Genomic DNA, 15,695 nt, shown 5'->3' on the forward strand with positions numbered 1-15,695 from the left:
TCAACGTCAACAGTGAGGCGACGAAGCAAACATTACATCTGTAATGTTTCGTGCTACGATGGTCGACGTCGGGTCACCACGACCCGGAAGGACGGCCACGTTCTGATGCCGCCGATCTGCCCCAGGCGGCCCGTCTTCCAGAAGAAGATCCCGCTGCGCCCCGCCGTCCCGCGCAGCGATCGAAAGGTATGTGGGACGATGTCCTCGCCTCAGACCGCGAGCATCCAGACTCCGCACTATGCATCCCCCTCGACACCGCGTGCCGGCGCCCGCCAGTGGCTGGGCTTGGCCACCCTGGTGCTCCCCGTGGTGCTCATCGCCGTCGACATGACCGTGCTCGGCTTCGCCGTCCCGCATCTCAGCGAGGACCTGGCGCCCACCAGCGGCCAGCTGCTGTGGATCGTCGACATCTACGCGTTCATGCTGGCGGGACTGCTCATCACCATGGGATCCGTGGGTGACCGGATCGGCCGACGCCGGCTCCTGATGATCGGGACGGCTGGCTTCGGTGTGGCTTCTGCCATCGCCGCGTTCAGCGTCAGCGCCGAGATGCTGATCGCCGCCCGGGCGCTGCTGGGGCTGGCGGGAGCCACCCTGATGCCCTCGACGCTGTCCCTGATCCGGAACCTGTTCCCGAATCCCCGCCAGCGGACCCTGGCGATCGCCATCTGGGCCTCCGCGTTTTCCGCCGGGGCCGCCCTCGGCCCCATCATCGGCGGTGCCCTGCTGGAGCACTTCTTCTGGGGATCGGTGTTCCTGATCAACCTGCCGGTGGTCGTGGTGATCCTGATCGCCATGCCGTTCCTGGTCACCGAGTCCCGAGACCCCCATCCGGGCCGGCTCGACCTGTTCAGCGTGCTGCTCTCCCTGACAGGCATGATCACCGCCGTCTACGGCATCAAGAAGCTCGTCGAGGGCTACCTCGAGGTGCTGCCCGTGGCTGCGCTGCTCGTCGGCGTCGCCCTGCTGGCGCTCTTCGTCCGCCGTCAGCGAAGCCTGGAGCACCCGCTGCTGGACCTGCGTCTGTTCGCGATGCCGCGCTTCCGGGCCGGGGTGAGTGCGAACTTCATGCTGGTGTTCGCCATGGTCGGCTCGATGTTCTTCCTCCCCCAGCTGCTGCAGCTCGGCTACGGGATGTCCCCGCTCCATGCCTCGCTGATGTTGGTCCCCGGACTGGTCATCTCTGTGGCGGCCAGCTTCCTGGTGATCCCGATCGCCCGCGCCACCTCGCTGCGGGCGGTGATCGTCGGCGGAATCCTGATCGCCGCCGCCGGCTACGCGGTGCTGATCCTGGCACCGGTGGAGGCCGGCTGGGCGTTCGTGATGGCCGCATTCTTCCTGATCGGCCTGGGTGTGGGCATGGCGGAGACCATGACCAATGACGCCGTGCTCACCTCCGCGCCCGCGGACCGGGCCGGCGCCGCCTCAGCGGTCTCGGAGACCGCCTACGAACTGGGCGGCGCGCTCGGCGTCGCCGTGCTGGGCAGCATCCTGGCCGCCGGTTACCGCAGCGGCATCGACGCCGTCGAGGGTGTGCCCGCCTCCGCGATGGAGCAGGCCTCCCAGACGCTGGGAGCCGCCCACGCCGCCTCGGAACGGCTCAGCGGTTCCGCCGGGACTGCGCTGATGGACGCCGCCCGGGAGGCCTTCGTCTCGGGCGTGCACCTGACCAGCGCGATCGCGGTGGCCATCGTCGTCTTCGCCGCCGTCACGGTGTTCGTGATGCTGCGCGGCGATGCCGCACGCAGCCGCTGACCGGGCTGCACCGGGACATCATGTCTGCCGCACCAGATCTGGTGAGGCAGACATGATGTCCAGGTGCACATCGACGGCACAGGTGAGAGCGCGTCGTGAGGGGCCGCGCATGCTCCTGCATCGCTGGGCGCAGGCTCAGTCCTTGAGCTCTGCGTAGACGATGAAGTTGTCCTCCAGGACTCCTGTGTCCCGGTTGAGCCCGTCACACGTGATGAGGCGCAGTTCAGGTCCGACGGTGTTTCCGTAGACGTCGAGCGTGGGGAACTCCTCCTGGGGGAAACGGTCGGTCCGATACACGACGAACTCCGCGAGAGTCCCATCGTCCCGGGTCACCGCGATGGTGTCGCCGACCTCCATGGTCGGAAGCTCAGCGAATATCCCGGGGCCTCCTTCCGACGCGTTGCGATGACCGAGGATCACGGCGGGGCCGATCTCACCTGGCGTGGGTCCGTGCCGGTACCAGCCGGCCGGAGAGCCACCACCGTACGGAGGGACCTCGATGGCGCCGTCGTCCTGCAGCCCCAGGTGCACAAGCTCAGAGACGACGCCGATAGCAGGCACCTCTACCGAGGTCGGCTCAGCCGGTGCCATCTCCTCAGCGACACTCACCGGCGGTCCGCTCTCAGTACGCACTGGGTCCAGCCCCGAGTCAGGTCGGTCGGAGGACGGTGCCTCGTCAGCAGGAGCCTCAGACGACGGGCGCTCAGCGCTGACCGGCGAGGCGTAGTCCGGCTCCGGAGCGCCCGCACAGCCACAGAGGAACAGGACAGCCCCCGTCGCGACGGCGAATGCGCCAGCACGACGGGGGCGGCATGCCGTCCACATGATCTCGTCAGCCCTGCTGGTCAGGCGCGGGCAGTGTGGCGTCGCACGGCCCACGCGCCACCGAGCGCTGCCAATGCGAGCGCTCCGCCGCCGAGTGCGAGGTTCATGCCGTTGTCCGCCTGCACCGGAGCACCTGTGTCGGCACCACCGTCAGGCATCTCCTCCATCTGCGAAGCGCTCAGCGTCCCGCAGGCGGCCGGAAGCGTCGCCGCCAGCGGAAGCTCGGGGTCAAGCTCGCTCTGCTTCTGGGCCGCCTCCTCCGGCATCAGGTCCGGGTCCACCCCATGGACCACGACGACGGCGGTGCCCTCCTCGACGGCGGTGAGAGTGTCGTCAGAGAGTTCGAAGGTCCGCTCATAGGAGTACTCCGAGCCTCCGGGGAACCGGTCGATCGCCAGCCCCGAATCCGGGCTGGTGTCTCCCTCCGTGGTCAGGGATGTCCCGATGTCTCCATAGAAGTGATGCCCTTCGGGAGTGCTCACCACCCCATCGCCGTCGGTGTCAGCATCCGGGCCGGGGCAGAGGCCCTGGGCTCCGATGTGGATGTGCTGGGCATGCGGGAAGGGCCCGTCCATGAACTCCTCGGCTGCTCCGGTGACGTTCATCGTGACCGTCGCCTCCTGGCCATGGATGTCGATCATCACCTCGCCGGTGGTGCCGCTGGAGTTCAGCTCCTCCAATGATGTCTGGACGGACCACGAGTCGTCGTGACTGTCTGCCATGGCCGGTGACGCAGTCAGCGCCAGTCCGCCGAGGGCCAGTGCAGGAACAGCGAAGAAGGTGGAAGTGCGCATGGTCGTCTCCTCATTCAGGCGTCGAACGCTCGGCAAGCCTCGAGGCTCGGCTCATCACGTCAGGATTTTGGCTTGCACGTGACGTTCGTCGCACTTCACGATTCGGATTGGAACTCTCTCGGAAAATCTCGCGGGTCCAGCCCGCCGACAGGTCCCGCCACCACGACACCGGCCCCTCAGTATCGCCAGAAGCGACGCCGAGGGGCCGGTGCTGTTCAGGTCCTGCTCACCGCCGACACGCGAGGCGCGTCACGGGCGGGAGAGAGCTGGGGATCAGAGCGGGCGGATGTTCTCAGCCTGCAGGCCCTTGGGGCCGCGAGCCGTCTCGAACTCCACCTTCTGGTTCTCCTCGAGGGTGCGGAACCCGGAGCTCTGGATCGCGCTGAAGTGCGCGAAGACGTCGTCCGAGCCGTCGTCGGGTGCGATGAACCCGTAGCCCTTCTCAGCGTTGAACCATTTCACGGTGCCAGTGGCCATTGTGTTTCCCTTTACTTTCCTACGATGCACCGATGTCACGATGCTTTTCCCGCCCCCGCCCAGGCCGGGCAGGCGCGGAGTTCAATGAAGGCCACGGACTGTCTCAAGTCTTGCTGCACATCATCAGCGGGCGCCGGAAAGTCCGAATCCGGAGCCTCGTGGCACCCGCATGGTCCTCAGCCTACGCCATCACCACGTCTGAGTCGACGGCGGCGGCCATTTTCTCCTGATCCGCCTTCTCCTCGTGGGGCTCGAAACGCACCATCATCGCCTTGAATCCGGGCGTGTTGGACTCTCGGGCGACCAGCTCGCGGTGCACCAGCTCGTTGGCCTCCGGATAGTAGGCCGCCGCGCAGCCGCGCGCCGTGGGATAGGAGACCAGCCGGTAGCGTGCACTCCGCAGCTCCCGGCCGCGGAACACCGAGACCACGTCCACCAGCGCGCGGTCGGCGAAGCCCAGCGTGGCGAGGTCGTCGGGATGGATCAGGATCACCCGGCGCCCTTCGGAGATGCCGCGGTAACGGTCGTCGAGGCCGTAGATGGTGGTGTTGTACTGGTCGTGGGAGCGCATCGTCTGCAGCACCAGGTGCCCCTCGGGCGCCTGGAGGTACTCCAGATCCGAGACGGTGAACGCCGCCCGGCCGTCCGGCGTCGCGAAGGTCCTGCTGTCGCGGGGGGCGTTGGGGAGCACGAAGCCGTACTTGTCCCGGATGCGCCGGTTGAAGTCCTCTGTGCCGGTCACCACGCGTGAGGCGTGGTCGCGGATGACGTCGTAGTCCTCGGCCATGGCCTTCCAGTCGACGACGTGGTCGTCGCCGAGCATCGCCCGCGCCATCCGAGAGATGATGACCGGCTCTGCGAGCAGCTGGTCGGAGACGGGCTCCAGACGTCCCTGGGTGGAGCTGATGATCGACATCGAGTTCTCCACGGAGAGGAACTGCGCGCCACCCGGGTGCTTGTCGTCGCGGTCGGAGCGGCCCAGAGTCGGCAGGATCAGCGCCGTCTCGCCGTGCACCACGTGGGAGCGGTTCGGCTTGGTCGAGATCTGCACCGTCAGGCCCGTCCGGCGCATGCCGGCCTCCATCATCCGGGTGTCGGAGTTCGCGCGGGCCAGATTGCCGCCCAGCGAGACGAAGACGTCGATGTCGCCGTCGGCCATCGCCTGCATCGCATCGGTGGAGTCGTACCCGTGCTTCCGCGGCGAGGAGATGCCGAACTCGTCGTCGAGCCTCTGCAGGAAGTCCTCGGGCATCTTCTCCCAGATGCCGAAGGTCCGGTCCCCCTGCACATTGGAGTGCCCGCGGACCGGGCAGGCGCCGGCCCCCGGCTTGCCGAAGTTCCCCTGGAGGAGCAGCACGTTGATGATCTCGCGGATGGTGTCCACCGAATGCGGCTGCTGGGTCAGTCCCAGGGCCCAGCAGACCACCGTGGCCTTCGAGGCGATGAGCATCTCGGCGACCTTCTCGATCTCCGCACGGAGCAGACCGGTGGCCGTCTCGATCTCGTCCCAGTCCAGGGTGCCGCGGGCGGCCCGGTACTCCGCGAAGCCGCGGGTGCGGGAGTCCAGGAACTCCTGGTCCAGCACGGTGCCGGGGTTCTCCTCCTCGGCGGCGAGCAGCAGGTGGCCCAGCGCCTGGAACAGCGCCTGGTCACCGCCGACCTTGATCTGCAGGTACTCGTCGGAGACCCGGTCTCCGTGGCCCACCAGGCCCCGCGGCGTCTGCGGGTCCTTGAAGTTCAACAGGCCGGCCTCGGGCAGCGGATTGACCGCCACGACCTTCGCGCCGTTCTTGCGCGCCTCGGTCAGCGCGCCGAGCATGCGGGGGTGGTTGGACCCCGGGTTCTGCCCGACCACCAGGACCAGCTCGGAATGTTCGACGTCCTCGAGAGTGACGGTGCCCTTGCCGACGCCGATGGTCGGGGTCAGCGCCGTGCCGGAGGACTCGTGACACATGTTGGAGCAGTCCGGCAGGTTGTTGGTGCCCAGGGATCGGGCCATGAGCTGGTACATGAAGGCGGTCTCGTTGGCCGTGCGCCCGGAGGTGTAGAACGCGCACCGGTCCGGCGTGGTCGCCCGCACGTGCTCACCGATGGTCTCGAAGGCCTCGTCCCAGCTGATCGGGGTGTAGTGGGTGTCCCCCGGTCGGATGATCATCGGGTGGGTGATGCGGCCGGCCTGGCCGAGCCAGTAGTCCGAGCGCTGCTCCAGCTCCGCGATCGGGTGGTCCTCCCACCACTGCGGGGTGACCACGCGCTGGGTGTTCTCCTCCGCCAGCGCCTTCGCTCCGTTCTCACAGAACTCGAGCTTCTTCCGGTGCCCGGTGGTCGATTCCGGCCAGGCACAGCCCGGGCAGTCGACGCCGCCGGGCTGGTTGACGCGGAGATAGGAGCGCAGGGTCCGGCTCACGCCACCCTGCCCGAAGCCGCGTTCGAAGGAGACGCCGACCGCCTTCAGTCCGGCCGCGGTCTTCTTCGGTGTGCCGACGGTGAGGTCATCCTCGTCGATGTCCTCGATCTCCACGGTGCGACCGTGGACCTTGGCCTCGGCGTCCTCGCCGGTGCGCTGCTCGGAGCCGCTGCGGCGTCCGTTGATGAGTCCCATGGCTCCATTCTGACAGACCTGAGCCGGCCTGTGACACCCCTCACAGGGGTGTCTTCGGCGGCAGGATCGCCTGGTCAGGCCGGCGTGGCGATGAGGTCGCTGAGACGTTCGGGATGGGTGTAGATGTTGATGGTCTCCCCCCGGGAGAACCCGGCCAGCGTGATGCCGGCACGCTCGGCCAGGTCCACCGCCATCGACGACGGCGCCCCGACGGCGGAGAGCAGCTCCACGCCCGCCAGCGCGGCCTTCTGGACGAGCTCGAAGGACGCCCGGCCCGAGACCTGCAGGGCGGTGCCCGTCAGCGGCAGACGCCCCTCGGTCAGCGCCCATCCGACCACTTTGTCCACCGCGTTGTGGCGCCCGACGTCCTCCCGGAGGCACAGCAGCTCGCCCTCGCCGTCGAAGAGCCCGGCGGCGTGGACGCCTCCGGTGCGGTCGAAGATCCTCTGCTGCTGCCGCAGGGAGTCAGGAAGAGAGAGCAGCGCCTCCACGGTGAGGCTCAGCTGGGGGCCCTCCGCAGCGGCGGCGGGCAGCGCCTTCTCGACGGCGTCGATGCTGGTGGTCCCGCAGATGCCGCAGGCCGAGGTGGTGAGCACCTGCCGGTGCTGCCCGATGGACAGCCGGGCGATGCGAGGGTCGAGGGTGACGTCGACGACGTTGTAGGTCTGCAGCCCGTCGGGGTCGGTGCCGGCGCAGTAGCGCATGCCCCGCACCTCCTCCGGAGCGGCCACCAGACCTTCGGAGACGAGGAATCCGGCGGCCAGCTCGAAGTCGTGCCCGGGGGTCCGCATGGTCACCGTGAACGACTCCCCGCCAAGGCGCAGCTCCAGCGGCTCCTCGACGGCCACGACGTCGCCGCGGCTGCGGACCGCGCCGTCGCGACCCACCCGCATGATGCGGTGTCTCTGGGTCAGCCGTCCCATGATGAGCTCCTTCGTCCGCGCGGGCCGCCTGTCGACCGTGTGCCTCCAGCGTGCCACGCCAGGGGCAGCACCTCCACCGTCTCCCCTGCGGCGACCCCCTCAGGAGGGACGAGCGCGAAGGCGGCGGCGACGGCGAATCCGCGCATCATGTGCGGGCTGTCGTGCCCCACAGGCGCGACGCCGGCGCTGCGCCTCTCCACCGGAAGCAGCCGCTGACCGCGGCGAGCGCCGGGCAGCGGCTCGACGGCGATGGTCTTCGTCATCCCCACCGCGTCCCGGGGGTCGGCGCCGGCGAGCACGTCGAGGATGACCTGCCCGATGCCGGCCAGGGCCGCGTGTCCGGCCAGTGGGTTGCCCGGCAGACCCAGAACCAGACTGCCCCCGACGCGGGCGAGGACCGTGGGGTGACCGGGGCGCATGTCCACTCCGTCCACCAGCAGCTCGGCCCCGAGGCTCCGCAGGGCAGGCAGCAGCGCATCGGCCTCGGATCGTGCGGTGCCACCGGTGGTCAGCAGCAGGTCGGCTCGGGACGCGAGCCCTTCCTGCAGGGAGGAGATCAGCGCCTCGACGGCGTCCCCCACCCGCTCCACGCCCTCCGTCGCGCCGCCCATGGCTTCCACGGCGGCAGGCACGGAGATCTCGAAGGCGTCGCGCACCTGGCCGGGCCCGGGCAGCCCGGAGGTGATGACCTCCTCCCCCGTGCAGATCAGACGCACCCGGGGCCTCGGGTGGATGCGGAGGGTGTCATGCCCCGCAACGGCGGCCATCGCGGCCACGGCGGGGGTCACGGTCGCACCGGCCCGCAGGAGGAGGTCTCCGGCAGCGGCCTCGGAGCCCGCGGGGCGCAGATGACGGCCCGGCTCCAGGTCGACGGTGTCCGAGCGGGCGTGCAGCAGCTCCCGGCCCGGCGCACCGGCGTCGGGGCGGAGGCTCCCGTGCTCGCTGCGCAGCACGGAGGTGGTGCCCCGAGGTATCGGCGACCCGGTCACCACCGCCACCGCTTCTCCCACCCGCAGCGCGGGCGCTGATCGGCAGCTGAGCGCGGTGCGGCCCGTGCGCGGCTCCGGAGCCTCCGGGATGAGGAGCCACGGACCGGCGCCGCGGACGGCCCAGCCGTCCATGGCGGAGGTGGTGGCGTGCGGGATGGGCTGTGGTGCGTGGACGTCCTCGGCGAGCATCGCCCCGAGACATTCATGCATGGGCGCCTGGGCTGCGGGGCCGCGGAGCAGCGCGGCGGCGTCCGCGGCGCAGCGACGCGCCTCGGCCAACGTGGTGAGGCTCATCAGTCTCCGGCGCCGCCTCGTCCCTCCAGCAGCCGCTCCGCCACGCGGGTGGCGGCGCGCGAGGCCCGTTCGAAGTCGGCCTGCCCGGAGGCCTCCGCGAGGCCGGTGACGTAGCCGATGAGGAAGGTGGTCACCGGGGCGGCGGGGCGCACGACGGTGTGGGCGGCGACCCCCGCGAGGCGCAGGACCGCGTCGACGTCGATCGGGACGCCTTCGATCTCCAGCTCGCGGGACAGCTCCTGCACCCACTGGTCGATCGACTCCCGGGTGATCTCCTGCTCGGATCGCTCTGCCATGGCCCCAGCTTCTCACAGCCCCGTGTCGCGCGGATCCTGCTCCGGGGGAACCTCGACCCCGTGACGCAGGGCGTCGGCCGCGGTGTCGACGACGACCCCCAACCCGTCAGGCAGCCTCGGGCCCGGCGCCCCCTCCTCCCCGGGGGCCGAGGCGCCGCCGTCGGGCGTCAGGTTCCCGGAGGAGATCCCGTCGAGCAGCCAGCGCACCGGGCGCCCCACCTCCTCCCCGGGCACCAGGGAGAGCACACGACGCCGCAGGGCGCCCGCCTCCACCGCGGCGGTGAGCATCTGCGCCCTCCCCTCGGCATCGCGGGGGATGAGCGCCCCGTCATCCGGAAGCCGGGCGAGCAGCCAGTCCAGGACGCATCGGGATCGAGCGTGTCGACGGCGAGCAGCAGCAGATGCCGAGGCCACGGGTCAGCCTCGAGCGCGCGGACCCCGGCGCACACCGCTGCGGCGGGACCGGAGTACGGCGGGTCCTCTCGGGTGAGCCGCACCCCGGGAGGCAGGTGAGGGCGCAGCTCGGCGTGCCGACGACCACTGCGGGGATGTCCCGCCGCCCTAGCGCCTCCGCCCAGCCGGTGATCAGCGGGACGCCGTCGCGGGTCAGCAGGCCTTTCTCGACGCCGCCGAGGCGGCTTCCGCGTCCGCCCGCCAGCAGCACCGCCGCCACGGACGGGCCGGGCACCTCGTCCCCCGGCGCAGAGGAGTCCGGAGGCTCCGGCTCAGGCACTGGCTCTGACACGGACTCAGGCCGCATGGTCGAGGAAGGGGGCCCACAGCTCATGAGGCGCATCCAGCTCATGAGGCATCCAGGCGTGGTGCGGCGGCGGCTGAGGGGTCGTGTCGAGCGTCCAGCCGAGCTCATCCAGCGTCTTGTCCCCCTTGCGGACGTTGCAGGGCCCGCAGCAGGCCACGAGGTTCTCCCAGGTGGAGTCGCCGCCGCGGGATCGTGGGATCACATGGTCGACCGTCGCCGCAGGACGTGAGCAGTAGGCGCAGCGGCGTTGGTCCCGGCGCAGCACGCCACGGCGCGAGGGCGAGCTGGGACGACGTCGGACCACCCGGACGTAGCGGTGCAGCAGGATCACGGCCGGCCGGGGCATCAGGGTGGAGGGCGACGAGATCGGTGTGCCGTCCTCCGCCAGGATGCTGGCCTTGCCGTGCATCACCAGCACGGCGGCACGTCGGGAGGACACGACGCTCAGCGGCTCGTAGCCGGCGTTGAGCACCAGTGTGCGCATCGCGAACCCTCCGTACCTCTCATGGCAGTACGGTTCGGCGCCGCGCGGCGCCGTTCCGCGCCTGTACAGCCCTCAATATAGACGCTGAAGCGCCGAGATGGCACCACATGACACAGATCACACCCGGTCAGCGCGCCAGGGGCCTGCAGAGCCTGCCGTTCGACCTCGGAGGCCTCAGGAGACAGAACGAGCCGCGGCCGCGCTCCGAGAGGACTCGGGGCGCGGCCGCGGCTCGTGTGCGGATCGTCCGGGGATCAGCGCAGGGTCAGGTACCCCACGTGCGAGTTGCCCGGGCGGGTCTCGTAGCTGTAGAGCAGCGTGCCGGAGTTCGGGTTCTGGGCACCGATGAACTGGCCGTTGCCGACGTAGATGGCGATGTGGCCGCCGCCGTTCTGCACGACGATGTCACCCGGCTGCGGGTTGTCGGTCCAGCGGAACTGGCCGGAGCTGCGCACAGCCGCCGTGCTGGACGGAATGCTGTAGCCGGCCTGGGCGTAGGCCCATGCGGTGAAGCCCGAGCAGTCCCAGCCGCCCGGTCCCTTGCCACCCCACACGTAGGGGGTGCCGATGCCGGAGTAGGCGGCGGAGACGACGGCGCTGAGCGAACCGGAGGACTCCTCCTGCGGCGCCTCCTCCTGAGCGGACGCCAGCTCGACCTCGGCGCTCGCCTCCTGAGAGGACTCCTGCGACTCGGTCTGAGCCTGCTCCTGGCTCTCCTCCTGCTGGGGAGCCTCCTGCTGCTGGGTCTCCTGCTGGGGAGCCTCCTGCTGCGGGGCCTGCTCCTGAGTCTCCTGCTGCGCGGGCTCCTCAGCCTGCTGCGGGCTCAGCTCGGCGACGCGGGCCGCGAGGGCGCCGTGGTCCAGCACGCCGTTCTCGTCGACGAAGGTGCCGTCGGCGAAGAGCTGCTCGAAGAGACCTTCGGCGGAGACGCCCTCCAGCTCAGCGAGCTGCTCGACCAGGCCGCGGGTGCCCGGCAGGTAGTCGTGGAGCGTGTGGCTCAGCGCGACGGACTGGGTCTCGGTCTCGACCTCAGGCTCGGGCGTCGGCTCCGGAGCGCTCTCCGAGCCCACCGACGGGCGGTCGAACGTCAGGTCGACGCTCGGCGACGCGGTGACCGTGACGGCCGTGTTGTTGCTGGCGCGCTCCACGGTCAGGTCCGACTGGGACACCTGCAGCGTGGTGACCTCACGGCCGTCGTTCACCGAGGCGGAGCCCACACCTGCGTTGGCGGCGGCACCCGTGGAGACCACGAGGCCGGTGGCTGCGACGGCAACTGCTGCGCCACGGCCGAAGGTGCCGGCGTTGTGGACCACAGCACGCGCCAGAGACGCCTGATGGCGCCGGTCACGGCGCGAGACGATCGTCATGTTGTCAGTCACTTTGATGAAAACCTCTCCCTGTGTCGGCGGGGCCTGCCTGCGTGGAGCACGAAGCCCGGGAAGCTTCCAACTCCAGGTCCATGCATGACCGCGTACCCCGCCCTCTGCCATGCGGTAGTTGTCGAACGGCTCCGGTCGGCGGCAGAGAAGCAAGACCGACCTGAGGCGCACCGGGCATTCGGACAGTCGCCCGGGCACACCCCGACGCTATAACAGTTCGGCGCGAATGTCACGCTCAGGTCACGACGACCCCCGCGAAGATCACGACTCGACCACACGTCCACCCCCTCCTCCGCCCCCACGGCCCGAGGATCACTGCAGGTCAGATGGATGCCGAAGAGCTCCTGGGCCGGCGGCGACGAATGGTCACAGTCCGTGACATATTCGCCCCATGGCGCGTGACACTCTCGTGATGAGAGTCGTCGTCCGGGGGCTCAGAAGGCTTCAGCGGGCGACCACGAAGATGTGCTGAGCGACCTCGAGGGGTATCTCCACCTCGAGGGCGTCCACGTCGTCGTGAGACACCGTCAGCGTCACATAGGCCTGGTCCACCTCCCCCACATCGACCGCAGCTCCGGGGCGCAGCCCGGCCTCGAGCAGCTGCTCGAGGACCTCAGGCTCCACCTGGATGGACTCTGCCAGGCGTTGGACCCTCCAGGACGAGGGGGCCTCCCCGTCCGCCACACGGTCCTCCGCGGCACGCCTCAACGTCACCAGGCCCTGGGCGGACGCGGCCCGGCCCGCGACCCCCAGCTTCTCCAGCCCGGGGATCGGGTTCCCGTACGGGGACTCGACGGGGTCGTCGAGGATCTCCACCAGGCGCCGCTCCACACGCTCACTCATCACGTGCTCCCAGCGGCAGGCCTCCTCATGGATGTAGGGCCAGTCCAGGCCGATGACGTCGGAGAGGAGACGCTCGGCCAGACGGTGCTTGCGCATGACCTGCACGGCCAGCTCCCGGCCGGCCTCTGTCAGCTCCAGATGACGGTCCTCCGCGAGCACCAGGAGCCCGTCCCGCTCCAGCCGGGCCACCGTCTGCGAGACCGTGGGCCCTGAGTGCTCGAGCCGCTCGGCGATGCGCGCCCGCAGCGGAACGATGCCCTCCTCCTCCAGGTCCAGGATGGTGCGAAGGTACATCTCAGTGGTGTCGATGAGATCCGTCAACGATGACTCTCTTTCCTCTGCCCGGCCGCAGGGGAGGCCTCCGCACTTGGTAACGTGATGCTCGGCGTCCCCACACCACCCCAGCATAGTGGCTGCCCCTGTCACAGGTGTCGACGACATGGTCCTGTCCGCCCCTGTCGCAGTCGCCGCGTCGCAGCCGCCATGCGTCCGAGAAGTCGAGGAGATCCTCCATGTCCGCTGACCGCGTGACCATCCCCGCCGAGCTGCTCCCCGCCGACGGCCGCTTCGGCGCCGGACCCTCGAAGGTCCGGCCCGACCAGATCGCGGCGCTCACCGCGGCTGGCCGCGACCTGCTGGGCACCTCCCACCGCCAGGCCCCGGTGAAGAACCTGGTGGGCCGGCTCCGGGAGGGCGTCTCCCAGCTCTTCCAGGTGCCTCAGGGGTACGAAGTGATCCTCGGCGTCGGCGGATCCACGGCCTTCTGGGACGTGGCGAGCTTCGGCCTCGTGGAGACCCGCGCCCAGCACCTGTCCTTCGGCGAGTTCGGCGCCAAGTTCGCCAAGGCCACCGACAAGGCCCCGCACCTGGGGGCCTCCTCGATCCTCACCGCGGAGCCGGGCACCCGCCCGGAGCCCTCCGCCGAGGCCGGCGTCGACGTCTACGCCTGGCCGCACAACGAGACCTCCACCGGCGTGGCCGCCCCGGTGCGTCGTGTCGCCGGCGCCGACGAGGGCGCGCTGGTCCTCGTCGACGGCACGTCGGCGGCCGGAGGGCTGGCCGTGGACGTCGCCCAGACGGACGCCTACTATTTCGGCCCACAGAAGAACTTCGCCTCCGACGGAGGGCTCTGGCTGGCGATCATGTCCCCCGCAGCCCTGGAGCGGGCCGAGCGTATCGCCGCCGACCGCTGGATCCCGGACTTCCTGAGCCTGACCACCGCGATCGACAACTCGCGCAAGGACCAGACCTACAACACCCCCGCCCTGGCCACCCTGGTGACGCTGGCCGAGCAGATCGACTGGCTCAACGGCGCCGGCGGCCTGGAATTCGCCGCGACCCGCACCGCCGACTCGGCCCAGCGGGTCTACTCCTGGGCGGAAGCCCACAGCCTGGCGACCCCGTTCGTCCAGCGGCCTGAGGACCGCTCGAACGTCATCGTCACCGTGGACTTCGACGACTCGGTGGACGCCGCCGAGGTCGCGGCGACGCTGCGCGCCAACGGCGTGGTCGACGTCGAGCCCTACCGCAAGCTGGGGCGGAACCAGCTGCGCATCGCCACCTTCGTGGCCATCGAGCCCGACGACGTCTCTCAGCTGCTGCGCTCGATCGACCACGTGCTGGAGCATCTCACCGGCTGAGTCCACCGGATGGGCTCGCCCGCCCGATCCGGCTTTCCCCTGCAGGCCCCCGGGTCGCCGGGATCACTGGACGATCGGTCTGCCCACGCGTGAGGGGCCGGACACCGTGTCGACACGGCGTCCGGGCCCCTCACGCGTCCGGGCCTGCGGGCATCAGCCTCCGGCGGATTCGGCGGCCGCCGCCTCCGCGGCGGCGAGCTCCTTCTTCTCCTGCTCGTCCATACGCTCCGCCCACGGGACCCACGCCGGCGCGAGCAGCGCATCATCACCGGGGAGCAGCCCCAGCTCGCAGACGGTGACCTTCTTCGCCCGCGGGGCGCGGGCCACGGTCACGTACCACTGCCAGCCGTGGTAGCCGGGGCGGTCGGCGGCGAAGCGATGGGTGTGCAGCCGGTCCTCCTCCGCGGTGACGGAGAGATGCTCACCGACCTGCTCATCCGGGGCGATCTCGCGCAGGGCCTCGCGGGCGAGGTCGACGGCCTCGCTGAGCACGGCATCCTTCTTCGGCATGATGACCTCCGGAATGGGGTAGACGGGCGGATCAGGCGTCGAAGTCGTCGGCCACGCGCCGGAGCAGCGCGGCGATCTTCTTCGACTGGGCGGACTGCGGGTAGCGCCCCTTGCGGAGGCCTCCGGTGGTGGAGTCCAGGAGGTTGACCAGATCCTGGACCACCGAGGCCATCTCCTCAGCAGGCTTGCGGGTGGCGCGCACCACCGAAGGACCTTCGTCCAGGATGCGCACCGACAGCGCCTGCTTGCCGCGGCGACCGTCGGCGATGCCGTACTCCATGCGGGTGCCGGTCTTCACGTTCGAGACGCCGGCGGGCAGCGCCGAGGAGTGCAGGAACACCTCCTGCCCGTCGTCGGAGGTCAGAAATCCGAAGCCCTTCTCGGCGTCGAACCACTTCACTTTCCCGGTTGGCACGTTCCTCTACCTCGTCCTCGAATAGGTCTGGGTCACTGGGGTCGAGGCGCGGAAGCCCGTCAGCGTCCGGGCGTCCTGCCCGGTGCCGCCGAGCCGCTTCGGCACCGTCCGGCGCCCGCGACACCGGCTCACGCGTCATCTCGACTGCCTTCCAGAGTACCTGGGGCGCGCGGTCGGGATAGAATCGGCACCATGTCCACCACCTCCGCCCCTGCGGCCTCGCGGGCCGTCCTGCTCCTGGGCGTGATCATCACCGCCGCGTCCGCCGTGGCGCTGGCGCTGATCCTGGGACTGTACTTCGCCGACGTCGAGCCGCACCCCGGCCTGTACTTCACGGCCCTCTGGGGATTCCCCCTGGGCTTCACCCTGATGGTCGTCCACCTGCTCGAGTCGATGCGTCGGCGTCGACGCCGCGCCGCGACGTCCTGAGGATGCAGCCGACGCTCCTCGGACTCGCCGCCCTGGCCCGGCGCCTCTCCTCGCGCGACGACGACGCCGTCGCCGCCCTGCTGCGGTCCCGCCCCGACCTGGTGCATCCCTCCCCCGGAGACTTCACCGGGCTGGCGGTGCGCGCCCAGTCGGACATGAGCCTGCGGCACTGCCTGCAGCGACTCGACGCCGGCGCCCTCGCCGTCCTCGCCGCCGCCACCGCCGGCGGCCGCTGACGGGCCTGACCGAGGACGCCCTGGACCCGGTGCTGAGCCGCCTG

The 15,695-nt window shown here is 70.2% G+C and carries 18 protein-coding genes; 4 read left to right on the forward strand and 14 right to left on the reverse strand.

What is annotated here, in order from left to right; genetic code table 11:
- The first annotated feature begins 198 nt into the window (after nt 1–198).
- Nucleotides 199–1,755 carry an MFS transporter gene (locus BCY76_RS07590; protein WP_070160825.1) on the forward strand — a complete coding sequence of 519 codons (1,557 nt, stop codon included), beginning with the start codon at nt 199–201 and terminating at the stop codon, nt 1,753–1,755.
- 135 nt (nt 1,756–1,890) lie between these two features.
- Here the strand turns inward: BCY76_RS07590 and BCY76_RS07595 are convergent, their stop codons facing one another.
- The 12 genes from BCY76_RS07595 to BCY76_RS07650 all read right to left on the reverse strand — a co-directional run bounded on the left by BCY76_RS07595 (nt 1,891) and on the right by BCY76_RS07650 (nt 12,742).
- The gene (locus BCY76_RS07595) at nt 1,891–2,346 is read right to left on the reverse strand and encodes a class F sortase (RefSeq protein ID WP_070160846.1); all 456 of its coding nucleotides are present in this window, start codon (nt 2,344–2,346) and stop codon (nt 1,891–1,893) included.
- A gap of 254 nt (nt 2,347–2,600) precedes the next feature.
- On the reverse strand, nt 2,601–3,374 hold the full coding sequence (locus tag BCY76_RS07600) for a hypothetical protein (RefSeq protein WP_070160827.1): 774 nt from the start codon (nt 3,372–3,374) through the stop codon (nt 2,601–2,603).
- A 273-nt stretch (nt 3,375–3,647) separates the two neighbouring features.
- Nucleotides 3,648–3,851: a cold-shock protein gene (locus BCY76_RS07605; protein WP_070160828.1), complete on the reverse strand. Its 204-nt coding sequence runs from the start codon at nt 3,849–3,851 to the stop codon at nt 3,648–3,650.
- A gap of 181 nt (nt 3,852–4,032) precedes the next feature.
- Nucleotides 4,033–6,453, reverse strand: a complete 2,421-nt coding sequence (locus tag BCY76_RS07610; RefSeq protein WP_083277583.1) for an FdhF/YdeP family oxidoreductase — start codon at nt 6,451–6,453, stop codon at nt 4,033–4,035.
- A 74-nt stretch (nt 6,454–6,527) separates the two neighbouring features.
- A complete protein-coding gene (gene fdhD / locus BCY76_RS07615) occupies nt 6,528–7,376 on the reverse strand; it encodes a formate dehydrogenase accessory sulfurtransferase FdhD (protein ID WP_070160830.1) in 849 nt (282 codons plus the stop codon).
- Nucleotides 7,364–8,659 (reverse strand): molybdopterin molybdotransferase MoeA, encoded by a 1,296-nt coding sequence (locus BCY76_RS07620; RefSeq protein WP_085437464.1) that lies wholly within the window; start codon nt 8,657–8,659, stop codon nt 7,364–7,366. The genes fdhD and BCY76_RS07620 overlap by 13 nt, the downstream gene beginning before the upstream one ends.
- A complete protein-coding gene (locus BCY76_RS07625) occupies nt 8,659–8,955 on the reverse strand; it encodes a DUF6457 domain-containing protein (RefSeq protein ID WP_070160833.1) in 297 nt (98 codons plus the stop codon). Before BCY76_RS07625 ends, BCY76_RS07620 begins: the two co-directional genes overlap by 1 nt.
- Before the next feature lie 12 nt (nt 8,956–8,967).
- Nucleotides 8,968–9,243, reverse strand: a complete 276-nt coding sequence (locus BCY76_RS07630) for a hypothetical protein (protein WP_085437466.1) — start codon at nt 9,241–9,243, stop codon at nt 8,968–8,970.
- 40 nt (nt 9,244–9,283) lie between these two features.
- Nucleotides 9,284–9,823 carry an NTP transferase domain-containing protein gene (locus BCY76_RS20690; RefSeq protein WP_442935353.1) on the reverse strand — a complete coding sequence of 180 codons (540 nt, stop codon included), beginning with the start codon at nt 9,821–9,823 and terminating at the stop codon, nt 9,284–9,286.
- Nucleotides 9,705–10,199: an HNH endonuclease gene (locus BCY76_RS07640; protein ID WP_070160835.1), complete on the reverse strand. Its 495-nt coding sequence runs from the start codon at nt 10,197–10,199 to the stop codon at nt 9,705–9,707. Before BCY76_RS07640 ends, BCY76_RS20690 begins: the two co-directional genes overlap by 119 nt.
- Nucleotides 10,200–10,453: 254 nt before the next feature.
- Entirely contained in the window at nt 10,454–11,578 is a 1,125-nt protein-coding gene (locus BCY76_RS18545; RefSeq protein WP_070160836.1) for a C40 family peptidase, read from the reverse strand.
- Nucleotides 11,579–12,022: 444 nt separating this feature from the next.
- Nucleotides 12,023–12,742, reverse strand: coding sequence for a metal-dependent transcriptional regulator (locus BCY76_RS07650; RefSeq protein WP_070160838.1), 720 nt, complete (start codon nt 12,740–12,742; stop codon nt 12,023–12,025).
- A 191-nt stretch (nt 12,743–12,933) separates the two neighbouring features.
- Between BCY76_RS07650 and serC the strand changes: the two genes are divergently transcribed.
- Entirely contained in the window at nt 12,934–14,061 is a 1,128-nt protein-coding gene (gene serC, locus BCY76_RS07655; RefSeq protein WP_085437470.1) for a phosphoserine transaminase, read from the forward strand.
- A gap of 153 nt (nt 14,062–14,214) precedes the next feature.
- On the opposite strand, the gene BCY76_RS07660 is transcribed toward serC, so the two are convergent.
- Together BCY76_RS07660 and BCY76_RS07665 are read right to left on the reverse strand one after the other, a co-directional pair.
- The gene (locus BCY76_RS07660) at nt 14,215–14,571 is read right to left on the reverse strand and encodes a DUF3027 domain-containing protein (RefSeq protein ID WP_070160840.1); all 357 of its coding nucleotides are present in this window, start codon (nt 14,569–14,571) and stop codon (nt 14,215–14,217) included.
- Between the two features lie 31 nt (nt 14,572–14,602).
- A complete protein-coding gene (locus tag BCY76_RS07665; RefSeq protein ID WP_070160842.1) occupies nt 14,603–14,986 on the reverse strand; it encodes a cold-shock protein in 384 nt (127 codons plus the stop codon).
- A gap of 192 nt (nt 14,987–15,178) precedes the next feature.
- Between BCY76_RS07665 and BCY76_RS07670 the strand changes: the two genes are divergently transcribed.
- On the forward strand, nt 15,179–15,415 hold the full coding sequence (locus tag BCY76_RS07670; RefSeq protein ID WP_070160844.1) for a hypothetical protein: 237 nt from the start codon (nt 15,179–15,181) through the stop codon (nt 15,413–15,415).
- A gap of 2 nt (nt 15,416–15,417) precedes the next feature.
- Entirely contained in the window at nt 15,418–15,651 is a 234-nt protein-coding gene (locus BCY76_RS07675; RefSeq protein WP_085437472.1) for a hypothetical protein, read from the forward strand.
- The last annotated feature ends 44 nt before the right edge of the window (nt 15,652–15,695 follow it).

It is taken from the genome of Nesterenkonia sp. PF2B19, assembly GCF_001758425.2.
GTDB classification, from domain to species: Bacteria; Actinomycetota; Actinomycetes; order Actinomycetales; family Micrococcaceae; genus Nesterenkonia; species Nesterenkonia aethiopica.

Excerpts from the sequence above, each read along its gene's own strand:
- BCY76_RS07590 (WP_070160825.1), top strand. The coding sequence starts at position 199 with ATGTCCTCGCCTCAGACCGCGAGCATCCAGACTCCGCACTATGCATCC.
- BCY76_RS07595 (WP_070160846.1), bottom strand. The coding sequence starts at position 2,346 with ATGGCACCGGCTGAGCCGACCTCGGTAGAGGTGCCTGCTATCGGCGTC.
- BCY76_RS07600 (WP_070160827.1), bottom strand. The coding sequence starts at position 3,374 with ATGCGCACTTCCACCTTCTTCGCTGTTCCTGCACTGGCCCTCGGCGGA.
- BCY76_RS07605 (WP_070160828.1), bottom strand. The coding sequence starts at position 3,851 with ATGGCCACTGGCACCGTGAAATGGTTCAACGCTGAGAAGGGCTACGGG.
- BCY76_RS07610 (WP_083277583.1), bottom strand. The coding sequence starts at position 6,453 with ATGGGACTCATCAACGGACGCCGCAGCGGCTCCGAGCAGCGCACCGGC.
- fdhD (WP_070160830.1), bottom strand. The coding sequence starts at position 7,376 with ATGGGACGGCTGACCCAGAGACACCGCATCATGCGGGTGGGTCGCGAC.
- BCY76_RS07620 (WP_085437464.1), bottom strand. The coding sequence starts at position 8,659 with ATGAGCCTCACCACGTTGGCCGAGGCGCGTCGCTGCGCCGCGGACGCC.
- BCY76_RS07625 (WP_070160833.1), bottom strand. The coding sequence starts at position 8,955 with ATGGCAGAGCGATCCGAGCAGGAGATCACCCGGGAGTCGATCGACCAG.
- BCY76_RS07630 (WP_085437466.1), bottom strand. The coding sequence starts at position 9,243 with ATGCTCACCGCCGCGGTGGAGGCGGGCGCCCTGCGGCGTCGTGTGCTC.
- BCY76_RS20690 (WP_442935353.1), bottom strand. The coding sequence starts at position 9,823 with ATGAGCTCGGCTGGACGCTCGACACGACCCCTCAGCCGCCGCCGCACC.
- BCY76_RS07640 (WP_070160835.1), bottom strand. The coding sequence starts at position 10,199 with ATGCGCACACTGGTGCTCAACGCCGGCTACGAGCCGCTGAGCGTCGTG.
- serC (WP_085437470.1), top strand. The coding sequence starts at position 12,934 with ATGTCCGCTGACCGCGTGACCATCCCCGCCGAGCTGCTCCCCGCCGAC.
- BCY76_RS07660 (WP_070160840.1), bottom strand. The coding sequence starts at position 14,571 with ATGCCGAAGAAGGATGCCGTGCTCAGCGAGGCCGTCGACCTCGCCCGC.
- BCY76_RS07670 (WP_070160844.1), top strand. The coding sequence starts at position 15,179 with ATGTCCACCACCTCCGCCCCTGCGGCCTCGCGGGCCGTCCTGCTCCTG.
- BCY76_RS07675 (WP_085437472.1), top strand. The coding sequence starts at position 15,418 with ATGCAGCCGACGCTCCTCGGACTCGCCGCCCTGGCCCGGCGCCTCTCC.